This window comes from Embleya sp. NPDC020630 (genome assembly GCF_044334985.1).
Lineage (GTDB): Bacteria > Actinomycetota > Actinomycetes > Streptomycetales > Streptomycetaceae > Embleya.
This window is the reverse complement of record NZ_JBIRUB010000009.1, coordinates 357028-371848: the sequence shown is the minus strand read 5'-3', so window position 1 is coordinate 371848 and position 14821 is coordinate 357028. Positions and strand designations below refer to the sequence as shown.

Genomic DNA, 14821 nt, shown 5'->3' with positions numbered 1-14821 from the left:
CGCCTCCGACAGGCGCCGTACGGAGAGGACGTGGCGGGCGATGCGCATACAACCGGTGAGAGTGGCGGCCGGATGTCTGGTGGTGGTCGTGCTCATGGGTCTGGCGGTCGGATGCGGTGGTTCCCCGCCCACGCGGCGCCCGTTACCCGCGGCGGTCGTCGGAGCGCCGGCGGCGACACCGCCCGCCACGCCGCCGGCCGCGCCGCCGCCCGCGTGCGATCCGTGGGCCAGTCTGCGGCCGACGAACGCCGACGACGGGCCGGCGATCACCCGGATCCGGCAGAACGGACTCCTGGTCGCGGGCATCGACCTCAACAGTTACCTGTGGGGGTCCGTCGACCCGGCGACGGGCGAGGTCGTCGGGTTCGACATCGACATCGTGTGGGCCATCGCCCGCGGGATCCTGGGTCCGAACGCCCGGGTCAGGTTCGTGACCATGTCCCCCGACCAGCGTGTCCCGCGGCTCCGGGCCCAAGACGTCGACGTGATGGTGCGGACGATGACCATCACGTGTCAACGCAAGTCCGAAGTGGCCTTCTCCACCGTCTACTTCCGCAGCGGCCAGCAGCTCGTGGTGCCCAAGGGATCGCCCGTGCGGGCATTCGACGCGTCGCTTCGCGGACGGCGGGTGTGCGTGGGCGCGGGCACCACGGCCGTGGACGTACTGGCACAGGCGAACCTGGGCGCGATCGTCGACCTCGCCGACAACCATCTCGACTGCCTGGTGCGCCTACAGGAGGGTCAGACCGACGCGATCCTCACACACGGTTCACTCGCCGCGGGACTCGCCGCACAGGACCCGATGATCCGTGTATTGGAACCACGCCTGGACGAAACGTTGTACGGCGTCGCGATGAATCTCAACGACACCGACCTCGTCCGCCGGGTCAACGCAATCCTGGAGAACTACCGCGCAGGCGGCCCGAACAGCCCATGGATGGCCTCCTACCGAAAGTGGCTGGCCGCGAACCTCTCCGACCCCACCGCAACCCCACCCCCCGCCCGCTATGTGGACTGAGCGGCGGGCCACGAGGTCGACCACCTCGTGGCCCGCCGCCCGGGCATCCTCGCCTCACATGACAGGTCGTCAGCCCGCGATCTCGGCCACCTTGGACAGCTGGCCGGTGATCATCGCGGACGGCACCTCGGCCGGGCCGCTCTGTGCGAACGACGCCATCTGCATGGCGACGTTGCCCTTCACGGCGACCACGAGGTAGGCGTACAGGCGTCCGTCCGTGGGGTGGTCGTCGCGCATCCGGAACGCCACGGTGTCCGCGCCGTTGCGCCCGACGGAGACCTCGGTGATCGTATACCGGTCGACCGTGCCGTCGTCGTTGGTCTCGGAGAACGACGAGCAGACCTTGAGCGCCGCGACGTAGGCATCGAACTCCCGCTTGAGCACCGCGCGTTGGCCGCTCGACAGTTCGGTGATCACACCTTCGGTGGGTTGTACGGTCGCGTCGAGGGTCGTCTTGCGATAATTCTGCTGAACTGCGGCGGTGCGCTGGTCCAGTGAGGTGTCCAGCAACGGTGCACGCCGCGGGTCGGACAGTCGGGGTGCGGCCTCGGGCGTCGCGGGTTCCGGGCCATCGGCCGAGTACTCCGCCGGAATCTCCTGCGCGTTGAGCAGCGCCGCCGTCAGTGTGTCGGCGGTCGGGATCGTTCTGCTCTCCGCGCTCCGCGTGGCCGACGGCTTGGCGGTGGGCCGCGCCGGCTCGGACGGGGAACTCCCCGTGTCGGCAGGCATCTTGTCGAGCCTGGAGAGCTGGGCGCTCACGAACGGGCCGGTGTCGGCGGGGTCACCCTTGCCCGGCGTCGCGAACGACGTGACGGCGAGACCGGTGGTGCCCTGGAGAACCAGGGTGTTGACGGCGGTGCCGAGCAGCCGGCCGTTGCCGGAGACGGCGACCTTGTACGAGACGCTGTCCTTGCCCCGCACGCCGACCTTGACGTCGGTCACGGCGAAGGTCGTGACGTCGCCGCCTTCGGTGAGTGTGTAGTGCGCGCAGGAACTCAGCGCCTTGATGCCGTCGTCGAGTTGCTTCCGCAGCACGTCGCGCGGCGCGCTGGACAGGCTCACCCGCACCGAGTCGTCCGACTCCGGGTCCGCCGGAGCGATGGCGTACGACCGCTCGGCGTGGCCGACCGGGTGCGACGTGCCGCCGCTGCCGAGCGCCACGCATTCCGCGGGGCTGACCACCTGGCCGGGCTTGTCCGGTGACCGTTCGTTCGACACCTTGCCGCCGCCGTATCCGGCGGGGATGTCCTTGCCGTCGATGAGGACCGCGGACAGCTGCCGGTCAGTCGCCGGGGTCGCGTTCTGGTCCCCCTTGCCGCTGTCGGCGGATGCCGAGGCGGACCCGGACGGCTTCTCCTTGGCGTCGCCGCCCGACTTCTCGCAGGCCGTGAGGCCGAAGAGCGCGAGTGCGGTCAGCGGTACAACAACTTTGCTCGCCGCGCGACGCGGCATGGTGATACGCACCGTGAACCCCCCAGTTCGGTGTCTGTCGCGGACCACGACGCCGCCGTGTATGTGACGCGGGTACCCGTAACCCCCCTGGTGCCGGGTACCCGACGGCGGCGCCGTGCTTGTGATCACGACCCTAAAGCCACCAACCACGCCCGCCGGCCCCTGTTACCGGAACGGCACGATCCGGGGACACATGTGACATCCGGGTCCCCGGCGGCCGCACGCTGCCCGCGGGGCGCTACCCGGCCGGGGTGTCGGGGCCGGCCTCGTGCAGCACCCGTAGCAGTTCCGTCAGGAACTCCTTGGGGCGCTCGATGTGCACGCTGTGGCCCGCGTCCTCGATCACCGCCTCTCGGACCGTGCCGCCGGCCGCCGCGTAGCGGGCCAGGACGGCGCGGGTCTGGGCGATCATCGGCTGGGCCGGGCAGTGCTCCGCGCCGGGCCAGTCGGGGACGGCGCCCAGTGCGCCGAGGTGAGCCAGGTCGAAGAGCGAGGTGTCCGAGACGATCACGTCGGCCGAGCCTCGCAGCCACAACACCGGGGGCCTGGCCGCGGCGCGTTCCAGGTCGTCGATCCGAAAGTGCGTCGGCGCGAGGCAGTTGAGCACGCCGCGGTCGCCCGGAGCCAGGCCCGGCCAGGCCTCGCTGGTACGGGAGTCGCCGGGGTAGTGGTCGTCGCCGACCCGGGTGGTGAGCATCGAGGCGACGTAGGTGTCGGCCGGCTCCACGGGCGTATTGACGTAGCACGCGTCGAACACCGCGCGAGGTGACAGCGGTGACTCGCCGCCGGTCTCGCCGGCCGCCAGCAACCGGACGAACTCCGGGTTCGCGGCGCCGCCGCCGGAGCCCGCGCCGTCCGGGCTGTTCAGCCGGCCGTCGATCCCGTGCGTGCCGCCGAAGCCGTACGGCGAGACCGGGTTGACCAGGGTCACCGAGCGCAACCGCTCGGCGTGGTCCCGCAGTTGTTGCAGGACCACGCCTCCGCCCAGGCTCCAGCCGACCAGGTGTACCCGGCCCAGGTCGAGCGCCTCGATCAGCGCGCTCAGATCGTCGCTGTAGTCGCGCAGGCCGCGGGTCGCGTCCACCGGCAGCGGGTCGGTGTCGCCGAAACCGCGCAGGTCGAGCGCGATCGGCCGGTAGCGCGCGGGCAGTTCGAGCATCGCCTGTCGCCAAAAGAGCGAGGATGACACGTTGCCGTGCACGAAGACCACCGGCTCACCGGAACGTCCCTCTATCTGGAGGCAGTTGACGGTGAGTCGGGAGGTCGCGATCCGACCGGCGGCGATGGTGGGCAGCAGCATCCTTGATTCCTTCAGTCGAGCCAGCCGGCGACCTTGGCCGCGACCGTGGTGTTCCAGCCGAGTTCGAGGTGATTGGCGCCGGCGACCAGCGCGGTCCCGCCGACCGTACCGACTCCGGTGGTGTCCAGGGCACTGGAGACGAAGACCACGCCGTCGCTGGGCCCTCGGTTCTCGTTGAAGATGCCGAGGATGCTCGGTGTACCGCCGGCCAGCAGGAAGGTGCGGACCTGGGCGGGGATGCCGGCCTGGTGCAGCGGTGTGATCAACGAGCCCGCGGCGATGGCGGGTTGGATGCCGGTGCCGTCGGTGTAGAACCCCTGGCCGCCGTAATACGTGGTGTACCAGTCCTGTTGGCTCTGGTCGACCCCGTACGTACCGTCCCAGCGGGCCAACATCTGCCGCTGCCCCGGGTAGTCGTCGTAGCCGCCGGTCGGGGTGAACGCGTACTCCGGGTGCGCCTGATACGTCCCGTAGCACGTCATGCGCAGGTGCGGCGAGGGCGCGTTGACCTTGCCGCCGCACTCCGGCCAGATGCTGAAGTCGTGCGCCCAGCCATGCGCGAAGGGGTAGTCGTAGCCGCCGTTGGGGCCGCCCAGGGTGACCAGCCGCCGGACGTCGCCGGCGTACGACCGACCCCAGGAGGGCTTGACCGAGGAGACGTACGCCCGGGTGGACATCTCGCCCTTGCTCCAGCCGACCAGATCCACCTGGGGGACGCCCAGCCGGGCTCGGATCAACGCGACCGCGTCGCCCACCTCCTGAGCCTGCATCAGGTTGTCGCCCTGCTTGTGCGCGAAGCCGATGGCGAAGACCCGGTATCCCCGCGTGGAGAGGTACTGCATCAGGCCGGTGTTCGGGCAGGACGCCGTCCCGCAGCCGTAACCGCCCGACTCGCCCGGGTTGGCCCAGGCCCGGTCCGGGTTGTCGTTGGCGCCGTGCACCAGCAGCACCGGCACCTGGTGTGCGCCGCTGTTCCAGCCGGGCGCGGAGTAGAGCAGGAAGCGCCCGGAATACGGCTGCTTCACCCCGCCGAAGAAGGTCAGGCGCTGACCGTCCTGGTCACCGCGACCGTCCGGCGGGTACTGCTCCTGGTGGAAACCGGCGGTGGTGTCGAGATAACGCTCGACGCGCTCCCAGCCGTTGGCCGGCGAGTTGTAGCTCGCCTCCATCGTGAGGTACGCCGGCGCCGCGGCCGAGGCGGCCGGCGCTCCGACGAGCCCGGTCAGCAGCGCCAGCAGTACCGCGAGGATCCAGCCGCCCGACTTCCGCACCATCGTCAACTCCTCCGCCCGGCGGGCCCGGAGCGGCCCGCCCCGACACGGTAGGCGGCACACGCGGGCCGGGCCCATGAGGACGACCCACACGACGAGCGGCCGGAGGTGTGGGTCACACCCCTGGTCCGGGGTCGACCGAGCGACGTGTCGGCGCGTACGCCGGTGGAATCGCCGTTCGCCGGCGGTCGAGGCGGCGGCCGGTGTGCTCCGCGACCATGCCCGGGTGGCGGTGTGTGGGGCCGGCCGCCATGGACGAGGTCCGGGTACGGCCGTACCGTCGTGCGGACGCACGGCGCTCCCGCGCGGTACGGGCGTACCCACCACTCTCCGAAGGAGCCGGCGATGGCGAACACCACGGAAGGCGGCGCCATGCGCGTCGACACCGGCCCGACGGTCCGCGTGCCGGGAGCCGAACGCCAACAGGCCGTGCGCCTCGTGGATTTGACCACCACCGGCACCGCCGTCACGGGCCACACCGTCCTCGCGGACTGGGAAAACCTGCACGCGTCCGGCACCCCACGGCCCGAACGTGCGGTCCCGGGGCTGCAGATCGACGGCTGCTTCCCCGCCGAAACCCGGCTGAACCCGCATCACAACTGGTACCACGACGCGCAGTTCGTACTGCGCCTCCCCGACGACTGGAACGGCAAACTCGTCGTCACCGCCGCCCCGGGGGTCCGCCGCCAATACGCCACCGACCGCATCATCGCCGACGGTGCGCTCGCCGCAGGCTATGCCTACGCGGCCACCGACAAGGGCAACTCCGGCCCCGACTTCCACACCGCGGGGCGCCGCCCCGGCGACGCGCTCGTCGACTGGTCCCGGCGCCTGTACGAACTCGCCGTCGCCGCACGCGTGGTGGTGCGCCGCCACTACGGCGCGGAGGCGCACCGCACCTACGTCACCGGGATCTCCAACGGCGGCTACCTGACACGCGCTCAGCTGGAGCGGCACCCGGACCTGTACGACGGCGGCGTGGACTGGGAGGGCCCGCTGTGGTCGGCCGAAGGTCCCAACCTGTTCACCTATCTGCCGACGGCCCTGGCCCACTATCCGCACTACCGGGACAGCGGTGATCCGGAGGCGGCGGCACGGCTGATCGACGCGGGGCTGCCGGCCGGCTCGGAGTTCCTCTGGGACATTCACCACCGGACCTACTGGGATGTCACCCAACGCACCTACCGGGCCGTCTTCGACCCGCACCACCCCGGCCCGGGTCTGCCGCCCGCCGGAGTCCCCTTCGCCGGCCCCGGCGAGGCGGGCGGCGACGCCGACTACGACTACCCGAACCGCCCCCGCGCCGTACACGAGGCCGTCGCCCGGGTCGCGCTCACCGGGGCGATCGGCAAGCCGCTGCTCTCCCTGCACGGGACCCTCGACGCGTTCCTGCCCATCACGCTGCACTCCGACCGCTACGCCGACCTCGTCGCCGCCGCCGGTCGCGGCCGGCTGCACCGCCAGTACCGCATCGAGGGCGGCAACCACGTCGACGGGTTCTGCGACCTCTTCCCCACTCGGCTGCGTCCGCTCCTGCCCGCGTACCGCACCGTGTTCAAGGCCCTCGAAGACTGGGTCGAGCACGGCACGAACCCGCCGTCGAACCGCACGGTGGCCTGGAACGACGACGTCGACGACGGCGACATCGGCACGTGGTGACCCGCGGCCGGGGTCTCAGCCGCTCGACACGCGCCCGGCGACACCGCCGCACCCGCAGGCCCGATATGGCGGCTCGGCCCACGGCACACCCCGCGACTATGGCGACGGGCTCCATGTGCCCGCATGCTCGCCGTTCCTACGATATGGCCATGGCAACCAGTACGATCACCGGCGACCACTCGCCCACTCCCCCCGACGACCCCTTCCTCGCCGGACGCGTCGTGTTGGTGACCGGGGCGGCGAGCGGGATCGGACGCGCCTGCGCCCTCGCGTTCGCCGCCGCCGGCGCACACGTGCACGTCGTGGACATCGCGGTCGACGCGGCCGAAGCGGTCGCCGAGGAGATCGGCGGCACCGCGCACGGGACCGATCTGGCCGACCCGGACGCCGTGGACGCGCTGCCGACCCGGGTCGACATCGTGGTCAACAACGCCGGCCTGCAACACGTGGCCCCGATCCAGGAGTTCCCCCTCGAACGGTTCGCCCTCATCCACAAGGTGATGGTGGAGGCGCCCTTTCGCATCATGCGCCGCGTCCTGCCGCACATGTACGCGCAGAGCTGGGGGCGCATCGTCAACATCTCCTCGGTGCACGGTCTGCGGGCGAGCGCGTTCAAGTCGGCGTATGTGAGCGCCAAGCACGCCCTGGAGGGGCTCAGCAAGGTCGCCGCCCTGGAAGGCGCCCCGCACGGGGTGACCAGCAATTGCGTCTGCCCCGGCTACGTCCGCACGCCACTGATCGAGGGCCAGATCGCCGCCCAGGCCGCCGCGCACGGGATCCCCGCCGACGACGTCGTCCGCGACATCCTGCTGGAACGCACGGCGATCAAACGGCTGATCGAGCCCGAGGAGGTCGCCGCGGCGGCCCTGTACCTGAGCGGACCGCACGCCCGCCACGTCACCGGAACCTCGTTCGTCCTGGACGGCGGCTGGACCGCACACTGACTCGCACAGCGAACGGACGGACGAACCACCATGGCAGAGCAACACCCGAGGCGACCCGCGCGGTTCACCCGGGATCTCCTCGACCTCCTCTCCGCGGACGCACCCGCCGAGGACTTCCGGGCCCTGGCCGCGCAGGCCCGCGCGGCCGGTGCCGCGCCCGACGATCTCGCGGACCTCGACGACGCCACGGCGAAGGCCCTGCGCATCCGCGGCACGCTGCGCGAACACCGGCGCCGGGAAAGGGAGTTGACCGCGCTGTTCGACACCGCGAGCGACCTGGCGGCGCTGCGTGACCTGGACTCGGTGCTGCGCTCGATCGTGCGACGGGCGCGGATGTTGCTGGGCACCGACACCGCGTACCTCACCCTGCCCGACGAGGAGGCCGGCGACACCTACATGCGGGTGACCGACGGATCGGTCTCCCCGATCTTCCAGGCCCTGCGCCTGGGGCTCGGGGACGGCCTCGGCGGCCTCGTCGCACAGACCGCGCGGCCGTACGCGACCCCCGACTACCGCACGGACACCCGCTTCCGGCACGTCGACCGGGTCGACGAGGGGGTGCTCGACGAGGGACTGGTCGCCATCCTCGGCGTGCCCCTCCTGCTGGGTTCCACGCGCGGGGACGGAGGCAAGGTCGTCGGTGTCCTGATGGCGGCCGACCGGGCGCCGCGCACGTTCGGCGGCGACGAAGTGGCGCTGATGAGCTCGCTGGCCACCCACGCCGCCATCGCCATCGACACCGCGCGCGCCATGGCCGACACCCGGGCGGCGCTCGCGGAACTGGCCGAGGCGAACACCGTGATCCGGGCCCACGCCAACGCGGTGCAGCGCGCCGAGGAGGCGCACGACAAACTCACCGACCTGGTGCTGCGCGGCGGCGACCTGCCGGACGTGGCCGCGGCGGTCGCCGAACTCCTCGGCGGGGAGGTCGCCATCCACGACACGGCCGGCCTGGATCTGACCGGCACCATGACGGACGACGGCTCCACCCCGCTCGGCGGCGCCGAACTGGTCCGCGCCGCCGAGGAGTCGCACGCGCTCGGCCGCGCGGTGGCGTGGCACGGCGGATGGGTGTGCGCCGTCCTGGCCGGGCCCGAGGCGCTCGGCAGCCTGGTGCTGCATCGCGCCGAGCTCGACGACGCCGACCGGCACGTCTTCGAGCGGGCCGGCGTCGTGGCCGCGCTCCTGCTCCTGCTGCGCCGCTCGGTCGCGGAAACCGAGAACCGGGTCCGCGGCGAATTGCTGGCCGACCTGCTGACCGAGCCCGACCGCGATCCCGCGTCCCTGTCTGCCCGGGCGCGGCGTTCCGGGATCGACCTCGACCGCGCCCACCTGATCCTCGTCGCCGACACCGCGACGTCGGGCCGGGAGCGCCTCGCGGCGCGCGCCCGGCAATACCTGTTCGCGGGCGGCGGCGTGACCGCGCAGCACGCCGGGTCCACGGTGTTGCTCCTGCCGGACGACGGCACGCCGCCCGGCGAGGCGGCCCGACGCGCCGCGAGCCGGCTCGGGGTACGCATCGGAGCGCCGGTCACCGTCGCCGCGGCGGGTCCCGCCGTCGGTGCGCGCGGCATCGCCGCGGCCCACGCCGAGGCGGCCCGCTGCCTGCGCGCCCTGATCGTGCTGGGCCGCTCCGGCGACGGCGCCTGCGCCGCGGAGCTGGGGTTCCTGGGCGTCGTACTCGGCGGCCGGCAGGACGTCGACGCCTTCGTCGGCGACGCGTTGGGCCCGCTACTGGCCTACGACGCGCGGCGCGGCACCGAGCTGGTGCGCACGCTCCGGGTCTACTTCGCGTGCGGCGGCAGCCTGACCCGCGCCAAGGACGAACTGCACATCCACGTCAACACGGTCGTACAACGCCTGGACCGCGTCGAGGCCCTCCTGGGCCCGGACTGGAACGGGCCGCAGCAGGCACTCGAACTGCAACTCGCCCTGCGCCTGCACCAACTCACCGAACGCCCGCCGACGGTCGTCGCCGAGAGCTGCGCTCCCCCGCCCCCGGGCCGGTGATGTGAGGTGGGCGCGCGACGCCCTTTCCTATCCCGCACCGAGGAGGCGGCAGCATGACTGCCACGAACGACCCGCACCACGACGAGACGGCCTTGCCGCACGAAACCGCCGCCGCGGACGAACACCGCCGCGTCGCGGGCGTGTTCACCGAGCGGGTACACGGCGTACCGGCCGCCGCGTGGGACAACCCGGCACCGTGCGAGGGGTGGACCGCCCGGGACGTGGTGCGCCATCTGGTCGAGTGGTTCCCGGCGTTTCTCCGATCGGGCGCCGGGATCGAACTGCCGAAGGGGCCGCCGGTGGACGACGACCCGGAGGCCGCCTGGGCCGTGCATACCGAGGCGGTGCAGGCCGTCCTCGACGACCCCGCCACCACCGGCAAGATGTTGGTGAACCCGAATATCGGGGAGCTGCCGCTGGGCGAGGCGATCGACCGGTTCTATACGGTCGACGTCTTCATGCACACCTGGGACCTGGCCCGGGCGACCGGCCAGGACGAGCGGCTGGACCAGGCCACGTGCGCCCGGCTCCTGGAAGGGATGTTGCCGCTCGACGAAGTCCTGCGCGGCAGCGGCCACTACGGCCCCCGGGTCGAGGTCCCGGAGGACGCCGACGCACAAACCCGCCTGCTCGCCTTCATCGGCCGCACGCCCTGACTCCCACCGCCGCTGCGCGGGGACGGGAGTCAGGGCTGCGGGGCGGGTGTCAGACCTTCGACGAGACGGCGGCGACCGCCGGGTCGGTGGCCGCCGCACCGCGCTTCGGCGCGACCTTGCGGGCGTCTCGGCGGCGGGACATCGTGGCACGGGGGCGGGGGATCGCGGCCGGGCCGGGGAGCGCGAAGCTCCGGGTCGAGACCTGAAAACCGTTGACGCACAGGACTTCGAGCCGGGCGCCCACCCCCACGGCGTCGGGCACTTCCATGGTCGTGGTCGAACGTCCGCCCGGTTCCAACCGGAAGTGCTCCCCGGGCGACGGCTTCACCGGGCCGCCCTCCACGTCACCGGGAGCGAACCGGAGGTGCATCGCCGTCGGGGCCACGGCTCGCGGGTCCGCGGCCGTCGCGATCTCCAGGACGGCGGAGCCCGAACGGGCGACCAGGCGGACGTCGATCTCGGGGCCGGGTTCGCCGTACGGGTTATGGGCGGTTCGGCCACACGGCTCGCAGGACACGGTGACCCGGTCCATGACGCCCGGGTACAGGCTGGTGTACACCACACGCTCGCCGTCGTTCCCGCAGCGACCGCAGGGTTTGGCGGGGCCGACCCGTACCACCTGGTGGGTGGCGATCAGTGCGTCGCAGAGGTGGTCGAACCATCCCGGGTGCTCGATCAGGCGAGCCAGCGCGTGCGTCCAGCGCGACGCGTGCTCACCCACCTCCTGCGCGAGCGCGGCACCCGTCGGGTCGGTGACACCGCCGGCGGTGACACCGGCGTCACCGGCGGCGCCGGCGCGTACGGCCGCGAGGATCGAGGCCTGCGCCTCGTCGTTGTGCAGGCGCATCGCACGCAACGATCTGGCGCCCGGATCCGTCGTGCGGTTCCGAAGTTGCGCGTCCAGGTAGTGGTGGATCCGGTCCACCGTCGCGATGTCCTCCAGCCACGAGGCGATCCGTGTGGTGGATGTCGCGATCGTGACAGACTCGCCATTGAGCCTGTCACCGTGATGAGTGACGGTCACCTGTTCCTCCGAGTATGAGGCTCGGGCCATTGCCCGGCCGAGTGCTCGGAGCCTGTCCACGCTTCGACGACGCTGTCGAAACGACAGGCCCCGAAATCCGGTTCACCACGGGTGCGGCTCCCCGGTGGGGCTGACCAACCCCGCCGATAATTTTCCGCTCGTGTCGCGCCGTTGCCTAGGGGTTCAGGTGGCGAGACTGCGAGGGTGGGGCCGACAATCTCGGGGCCTGCGCAACGGGAAGCAGGCCGTTCCGGATGGATGAATCACCCGATTCGGCTCATGGGCGGGGCCACGGGTTGGGCGAGCACGTGGCGCTGCCGGTGACGAGGGTCAACGTCTGCTGCATCATCACCGGCGCGGGGGCGCCCGACCGGTCACACGTCTCGTGCATGTGACCGAGGCGATGGCCGACTTCGTGGTTGATCAGCATGCGTCGGTAGTTCGCCAGGTCGTCGCCGTACGTCGTGGATCCCGTCGCCCACCGCCACGCGTTGATCATCACCCGCCGGGTGGAGGCGACGTTGCACGAGACGCGTTGTTCGCCGGTGTCCAGGCCGTCCTTGGCGCACCACGTGTTGACGGTTCCGGTACTGGCGAGGGTCACGACGAAGTCGGAGTCGCCCGAACCCACCCGTTCCAGGGCGATGGTCCCGTCGCCTCCCCAACTGCGCGTGTCGTTGAGCGTCTCGTGCACGGCGCGCGCGAAGTATGTGGCGTCGATCGACAGGCCCTCCTCGATCTGTATGCGATAGCGCAGTACGCGAGTCCCGCCCCTGGCCTCGTCGTGGCCCGGAACGGTACGGAACCGTCCCGAGAGCGCGAGGTCGGCCGGTATCTCCGAGCGTGCCGCGAGCCACTCCTCGTACGGGCGGGTATCCGCGGCGCCGGTGACGTACTTCTCATCCTTGTCGTCTTTTTTGTCCGAGAGTCGGCAGCCGGCCGTCGCCAGGAGCAGGCCGGACGCCAGGAGGGCGGCGAGGATCGACTTGAGGGCCGGGTTCACGATGGGTCGGGCTTCCCGTCTGTCGTGGTGAGCACGGACATCGCGCTCCACAGGATCATCCGCATCCACGTCGAAGGACGCCATGACCGAAGCCACAACGACCGGATCGACGGAACTCCGGCCGACACCGGCGCGATTCTTTTCCTGGCCATAACATCACCAAAAGGGGAGATTGCTATTACCCGTGGAATCCGACCTTGGGGATCCTGGTATCCCCTGTACCCCACGCGTGAGATATCGCGTGTCGTCGGAAACGAGGAACTTTGCGAATAACCAGGATCGTCCCCGCCCTCTTGGCCGCATTGCTCATGGTGCTCACCCTCGGCGCCACCGCCACCGCCTCCCCCGCTCCCGTCGAGGTTTCCAACGAGAACCCGGCGGCCGAAGGTCCCCGGCCGATCATCGGTGGCGGATACGCGCAGAACGCCCCATGGGCGGCCCGCCTGTTCTCCGCCGGCAGGCAGACCTGTACCTCGACCATCATCGCCCCCACCTGGATCCTGACCGCCAAACACTGCGTCAGCGGTGGGCAGTTGACGTTCCGGATCGGCAGCCTCGACCAGAGTTCCGGCGGCACCGTGGCCAACGGCGCCCAGACCTATACCAATCCGTCGGCGGACCTGGCTCTGGTACGCCTGGACCGCTCCGTCTCGGCGACCTACTCCCGGCTGGGCCAGCCCGGATCGGTGACGGTGGGTCAGAGCGTCCAGGTCTACGGCTGGGGCGCGACGTCCCGGTGCGGCCAGGAGATCAACTGCCAGTCGCAGTTCCTGAAAGTCGCCAACGTGACGGTCACCGGCGGTTGCCGCGACGCGTACAACGGCTCGGCGATCTGCGCCGGTTACGGCAACGGCATCACCGCGGGCGGCGATTCGGGTGGTCCGATGAACGCGAACGGCATTCAGGTCGGCGTCGCCTCCACCAGCGACCGACAGAGCACCACCGCGTACACGAACGTGACCGCGTACCGCACATGGATCCAGTCCGTCGCGGGCGTCTGACCGAGTAGTAGCCGTCGCTCCGCCCCCGAACCCGCCTCCCCCGACTGACCCGAAGCCACGCTCCGACGGGGCCTCAGTCGCCGTGGGCGACGGGTTCGGGCTCGGCGTCGAGCGCGTCGAGCACCGCGTCGCCGTGCTCCCTGGCCCACTCGGTCAGCATGTGGATCGGATCGATCAGCGTCGCCCCGAGCGGGGTGAGTTCGTACTCGACCCGCGGCGGCACCTCGGCATAGGCGTGGCGACGAACGAGCCCGTGTGCCTGGAGCCGCCGGAGCGTCTGGGTGAGCACCTTGCGGGAGATCCCGCCGATCAGCCCGACCAACTCCCCATGACGCACCGGGCCCCTGCTCAGGCCGTAGAGCACGACCACCGTCCACTTGTCGGCGATCAACTCGACCGCCAGCCGTCCCGGACAGTCGGCGAGGAAGGGATCGCCGGCACCGAATCCGCTCATGGCCCCAAGGTACCTGCCGGTACCCGTCAAAAACCTAGCCTGGATCTCTCCCCGTTCCTCACATCAGGAGAGCCATGCGAGTCGTCACCCAACACACCCTCGGCGGCCCCGAGGTCCTCACCGTCGTGGACGCACCCGAACCCCGCCCGCTGCCGACCGAGGTCCTGGTCCGCGTCAAGGCCATCGGCCTGAACCCGCTGGAGGCGCGCCTGCGCGCGGGCGAGTTCCCGCTCCTCGGCCGGCCACCGTTCGTCCTGGGCTGGGACATCAGCGGGGTGGTCGAGGAGGGCCCGCTGACGTGGCGGTTCCGGCCCGGCGACGAGGTGTTCGGGATGCCCCTGTTCCCGCGCGCGGCGAACGCGTACGCCGAGGTGGTCGCCGCCCCGGCCCTGCACCTGGCCCACAAGCCGCCGTCGCTCTCGCACATCGAGGCCGCGGCACTGCCGATCGCCGGACTCACGGCTTGGCAGGGCCTCGTCGACCTCGCCGCCGTGACCGAGGGCCACCGCGTCCTGATCCACGGCGGAGGCGGCGGAGTCGGCCACATCGCGATCCAGATCGCCAAAGCACGCGGCGCACACGTGATCACCACCGCCGGCCCGAACAAACGGAGCTTCGTCGAGGCGCTCGGCGCCGACGAGGTAATCGACTACACCACCGTCGACTTCACCGAGGCCGCCCGCGACATCGACGTCGTCCTGGACACGATCGGCGGCGACACCGCCGAACGCTCCCTAGCCGTTCTCCACCCGGGCGGCCGGCTCGTAACAGCGGTCGCCGAGGACGACCAACGCCTGATCGCCGCCTACGAAGCAGCCGGCATGCACTTCAGCGGCATCGCCGTCGACCCCGACCCCATCGCCCTACGCGGTCTCGTCGACCTGGTCAACCAGGGCAGACTCCAAGTCCACATCCAAAAGACCTTCCCCTTCGAACACATCACCGAAGCCCACCAACACCTGGACACCGGCCACCTCCAAGGCAAACTCGTCCTCACCCTCTGACGGAACCAGCCCCCAAAGCCGTGCC

Annotated in this window: 13 protein-coding genes; 7 read left to right on the top strand and 6 right to left on the bottom strand. The window is 71.1% G+C overall.

Annotation, left to right across the window (positions count from 1 at the left end):
• The first annotated feature begins 40 nt into the window (after nucleotides 1–40).
• On the top strand, nucleotides 41–1018 hold the full coding sequence (locus ACH4XV_RS29670) for a glutamate ABC transporter substrate-binding protein (protein WP_395795038.1): 978 nt from the start codon (nucleotides 41–43) through the stop codon (nucleotides 1016–1018).
• A gap of 69 nt (nucleotides 1019–1087) precedes the next feature.
• Here the strand turns inward: ACH4XV_RS29670 and ACH4XV_RS29665 are convergent, their stop codons facing one another.
• The 3 genes from ACH4XV_RS29665 to ACH4XV_RS29655 all read right to left on the bottom strand — a co-directional run bounded on the left by ACH4XV_RS29665 (nucleotide 1088) and on the right by ACH4XV_RS29655 (nucleotide 5044).
• Nucleotides 1088–2482 (bottom strand): hypothetical protein, encoded by a 1395-nt coding sequence (locus tag ACH4XV_RS29665; RefSeq protein ID WP_395795036.1) that lies wholly within the window; start codon nucleotides 2480–2482, stop codon nucleotides 1088–1090.
• Between the two features lie 226 nt (nucleotides 2483–2708).
• Complete coding sequence (locus ACH4XV_RS29660) at nucleotides 2709–3770, bottom strand: alpha/beta fold hydrolase (RefSeq protein WP_395795034.1); 1062 nt, start codon at nucleotides 3768–3770, stop codon at nucleotides 2709–2711.
• A gap of 11 nt (nucleotides 3771–3781) precedes the next feature.
• A complete protein-coding gene (locus tag ACH4XV_RS29655; RefSeq protein ID WP_395795032.1) occupies nucleotides 3782–5044 on the bottom strand; it encodes an esterase/lipase family protein in 1263 nt (420 codons plus the stop codon).
• A 342-nt stretch (nucleotides 5045–5386) separates the two neighbouring features.
• On the opposite strand from ACH4XV_RS29655, the gene ACH4XV_RS29650 reads away from it, so the two are divergent.
• The 4 genes from ACH4XV_RS29650 to ACH4XV_RS29635 all read left to right on the top strand — a co-directional run bounded on the left by ACH4XV_RS29650 (nucleotide 5387) and on the right by ACH4XV_RS29635 (nucleotide 10310).
• On the top strand, nucleotides 5387–6700 hold the full coding sequence (locus tag ACH4XV_RS29650) for a tannase/feruloyl esterase family alpha/beta hydrolase (protein ID WP_395795030.1): 1314 nt from the start codon (nucleotides 5387–5389) through the stop codon (nucleotides 6698–6700).
• A 149-nt stretch (nucleotides 6701–6849) separates the two neighbouring features.
• Nucleotides 6850–7644 (top strand): 3-hydroxybutyrate dehydrogenase, encoded by a 795-nt coding sequence (locus ACH4XV_RS29645; RefSeq protein ID WP_395795028.1) that lies wholly within the window; start codon nucleotides 6850–6852, stop codon nucleotides 7642–7644.
• A 30-nt stretch (nucleotides 7645–7674) separates the two neighbouring features.
• Nucleotides 7675–9654, top strand: a complete 1980-nt coding sequence (locus ACH4XV_RS29640; protein WP_395795026.1) for a helix-turn-helix domain-containing protein — start codon at nucleotides 7675–7677, stop codon at nucleotides 9652–9654.
• 53 nt (nucleotides 9655–9707) lie between these two features.
• Entirely contained in the window at nucleotides 9708–10310 is a 603-nt protein-coding gene (locus tag ACH4XV_RS29635; protein ID WP_395795024.1) for a TIGR03086 family metal-binding protein, read from the top strand.
• A 49-nt stretch (nucleotides 10311–10359) separates the two neighbouring features.
• Here the strand turns inward: ACH4XV_RS29635 and ACH4XV_RS29630 are convergent, their stop codons facing one another.
• Nucleotides 10360–11334 carry a hypothetical protein gene (locus tag ACH4XV_RS29630; protein WP_395795022.1) on the bottom strand — a complete coding sequence of 325 codons (975 nt, stop codon included), beginning with the start codon at nucleotides 11332–11334 and terminating at the stop codon, nucleotides 10360–10362.
• A 277-nt stretch (nucleotides 11335–11611) separates the two neighbouring features.
• Complete coding sequence (locus ACH4XV_RS29625; RefSeq protein ID WP_395795020.1) at nucleotides 11612–12337, bottom strand: DUF3152 domain-containing protein; 726 nt, start codon at nucleotides 12335–12337, stop codon at nucleotides 11612–11614.
• A 263-nt stretch (nucleotides 12338–12600) separates the two neighbouring features.
• Between ACH4XV_RS29625 and ACH4XV_RS29620 the strand changes: the two genes are divergently transcribed.
• Nucleotides 12601–13338 carry a S1 family peptidase gene (locus ACH4XV_RS29620; RefSeq protein WP_395795018.1) on the top strand — a complete coding sequence of 246 codons (738 nt, stop codon included), beginning with the start codon at nucleotides 12601–12603 and terminating at the stop codon, nucleotides 13336–13338.
• Nucleotides 13339–13411: 73 nt separating this feature from the next.
• Here ACH4XV_RS29620 and ACH4XV_RS29615 read toward each other — a convergent pair whose 3' ends face one another.
• Entirely contained in the window at nucleotides 13412–13792 is a 381-nt protein-coding gene (locus ACH4XV_RS29615) for a winged helix-turn-helix transcriptional regulator (protein WP_395795016.1), read from the bottom strand.
• A gap of 74 nt (nucleotides 13793–13866) precedes the next feature.
• Here ACH4XV_RS29615 and ACH4XV_RS29610 point away from each other — a divergent pair, with 74 nt between their 5' ends.
• Nucleotides 13867–14796 carry an NADP-dependent oxidoreductase gene (locus tag ACH4XV_RS29610; RefSeq protein WP_395795014.1) on the top strand — a complete coding sequence of 310 codons (930 nt, stop codon included), beginning with the start codon at nucleotides 13867–13869 and terminating at the stop codon, nucleotides 14794–14796.
• Nucleotides 14797–14821: the final 25 nt, after the last annotated feature.

Excerpts from the sequence above, each read along its gene's own strand:
- ACH4XV_RS29670 (WP_395795038.1), top strand. The coding sequence starts at position 41 with ATGCGCATACAACCGGTGAGAGTGGCGGCCGGATGTCTGGTGGTGGTC.
- ACH4XV_RS29660 (WP_395795034.1), bottom strand. The coding sequence starts at position 3,770 with ATGCTGCTGCCCACCATCGCCGCCGGTCGGATCGCGACCTCCCGACTC.
- ACH4XV_RS29655 (WP_395795032.1), bottom strand. The coding sequence starts at position 5,044 with ATGGTGCGGAAGTCGGGCGGCTGGATCCTCGCGGTACTGCTGGCGCTG.
- ACH4XV_RS29650 (WP_395795030.1), top strand. The coding sequence starts at position 5,387 with ATGGCGAACACCACGGAAGGCGGCGCCATGCGCGTCGACACCGGCCCG.
- ACH4XV_RS29645 (WP_395795028.1), top strand. The coding sequence starts at position 6,850 with ATGGCAACCAGTACGATCACCGGCGACCACTCGCCCACTCCCCCCGAC.
- ACH4XV_RS29640 (WP_395795026.1), top strand. The coding sequence starts at position 7,675 with ATGGCAGAGCAACACCCGAGGCGACCCGCGCGGTTCACCCGGGATCTC.
- ACH4XV_RS29635 (WP_395795024.1), top strand. The coding sequence starts at position 9,708 with ATGACTGCCACGAACGACCCGCACCACGACGAGACGGCCTTGCCGCAC.
- ACH4XV_RS29615 (WP_395795016.1), bottom strand. The coding sequence starts at position 13,792 with ATGAGCGGATTCGGTGCCGGCGATCCCTTCCTCGCCGACTGTCCGGGA.
- ACH4XV_RS29610 (WP_395795014.1), top strand. The coding sequence starts at position 13,867 with ATGCGAGTCGTCACCCAACACACCCTCGGCGGCCCCGAGGTCCTCACC.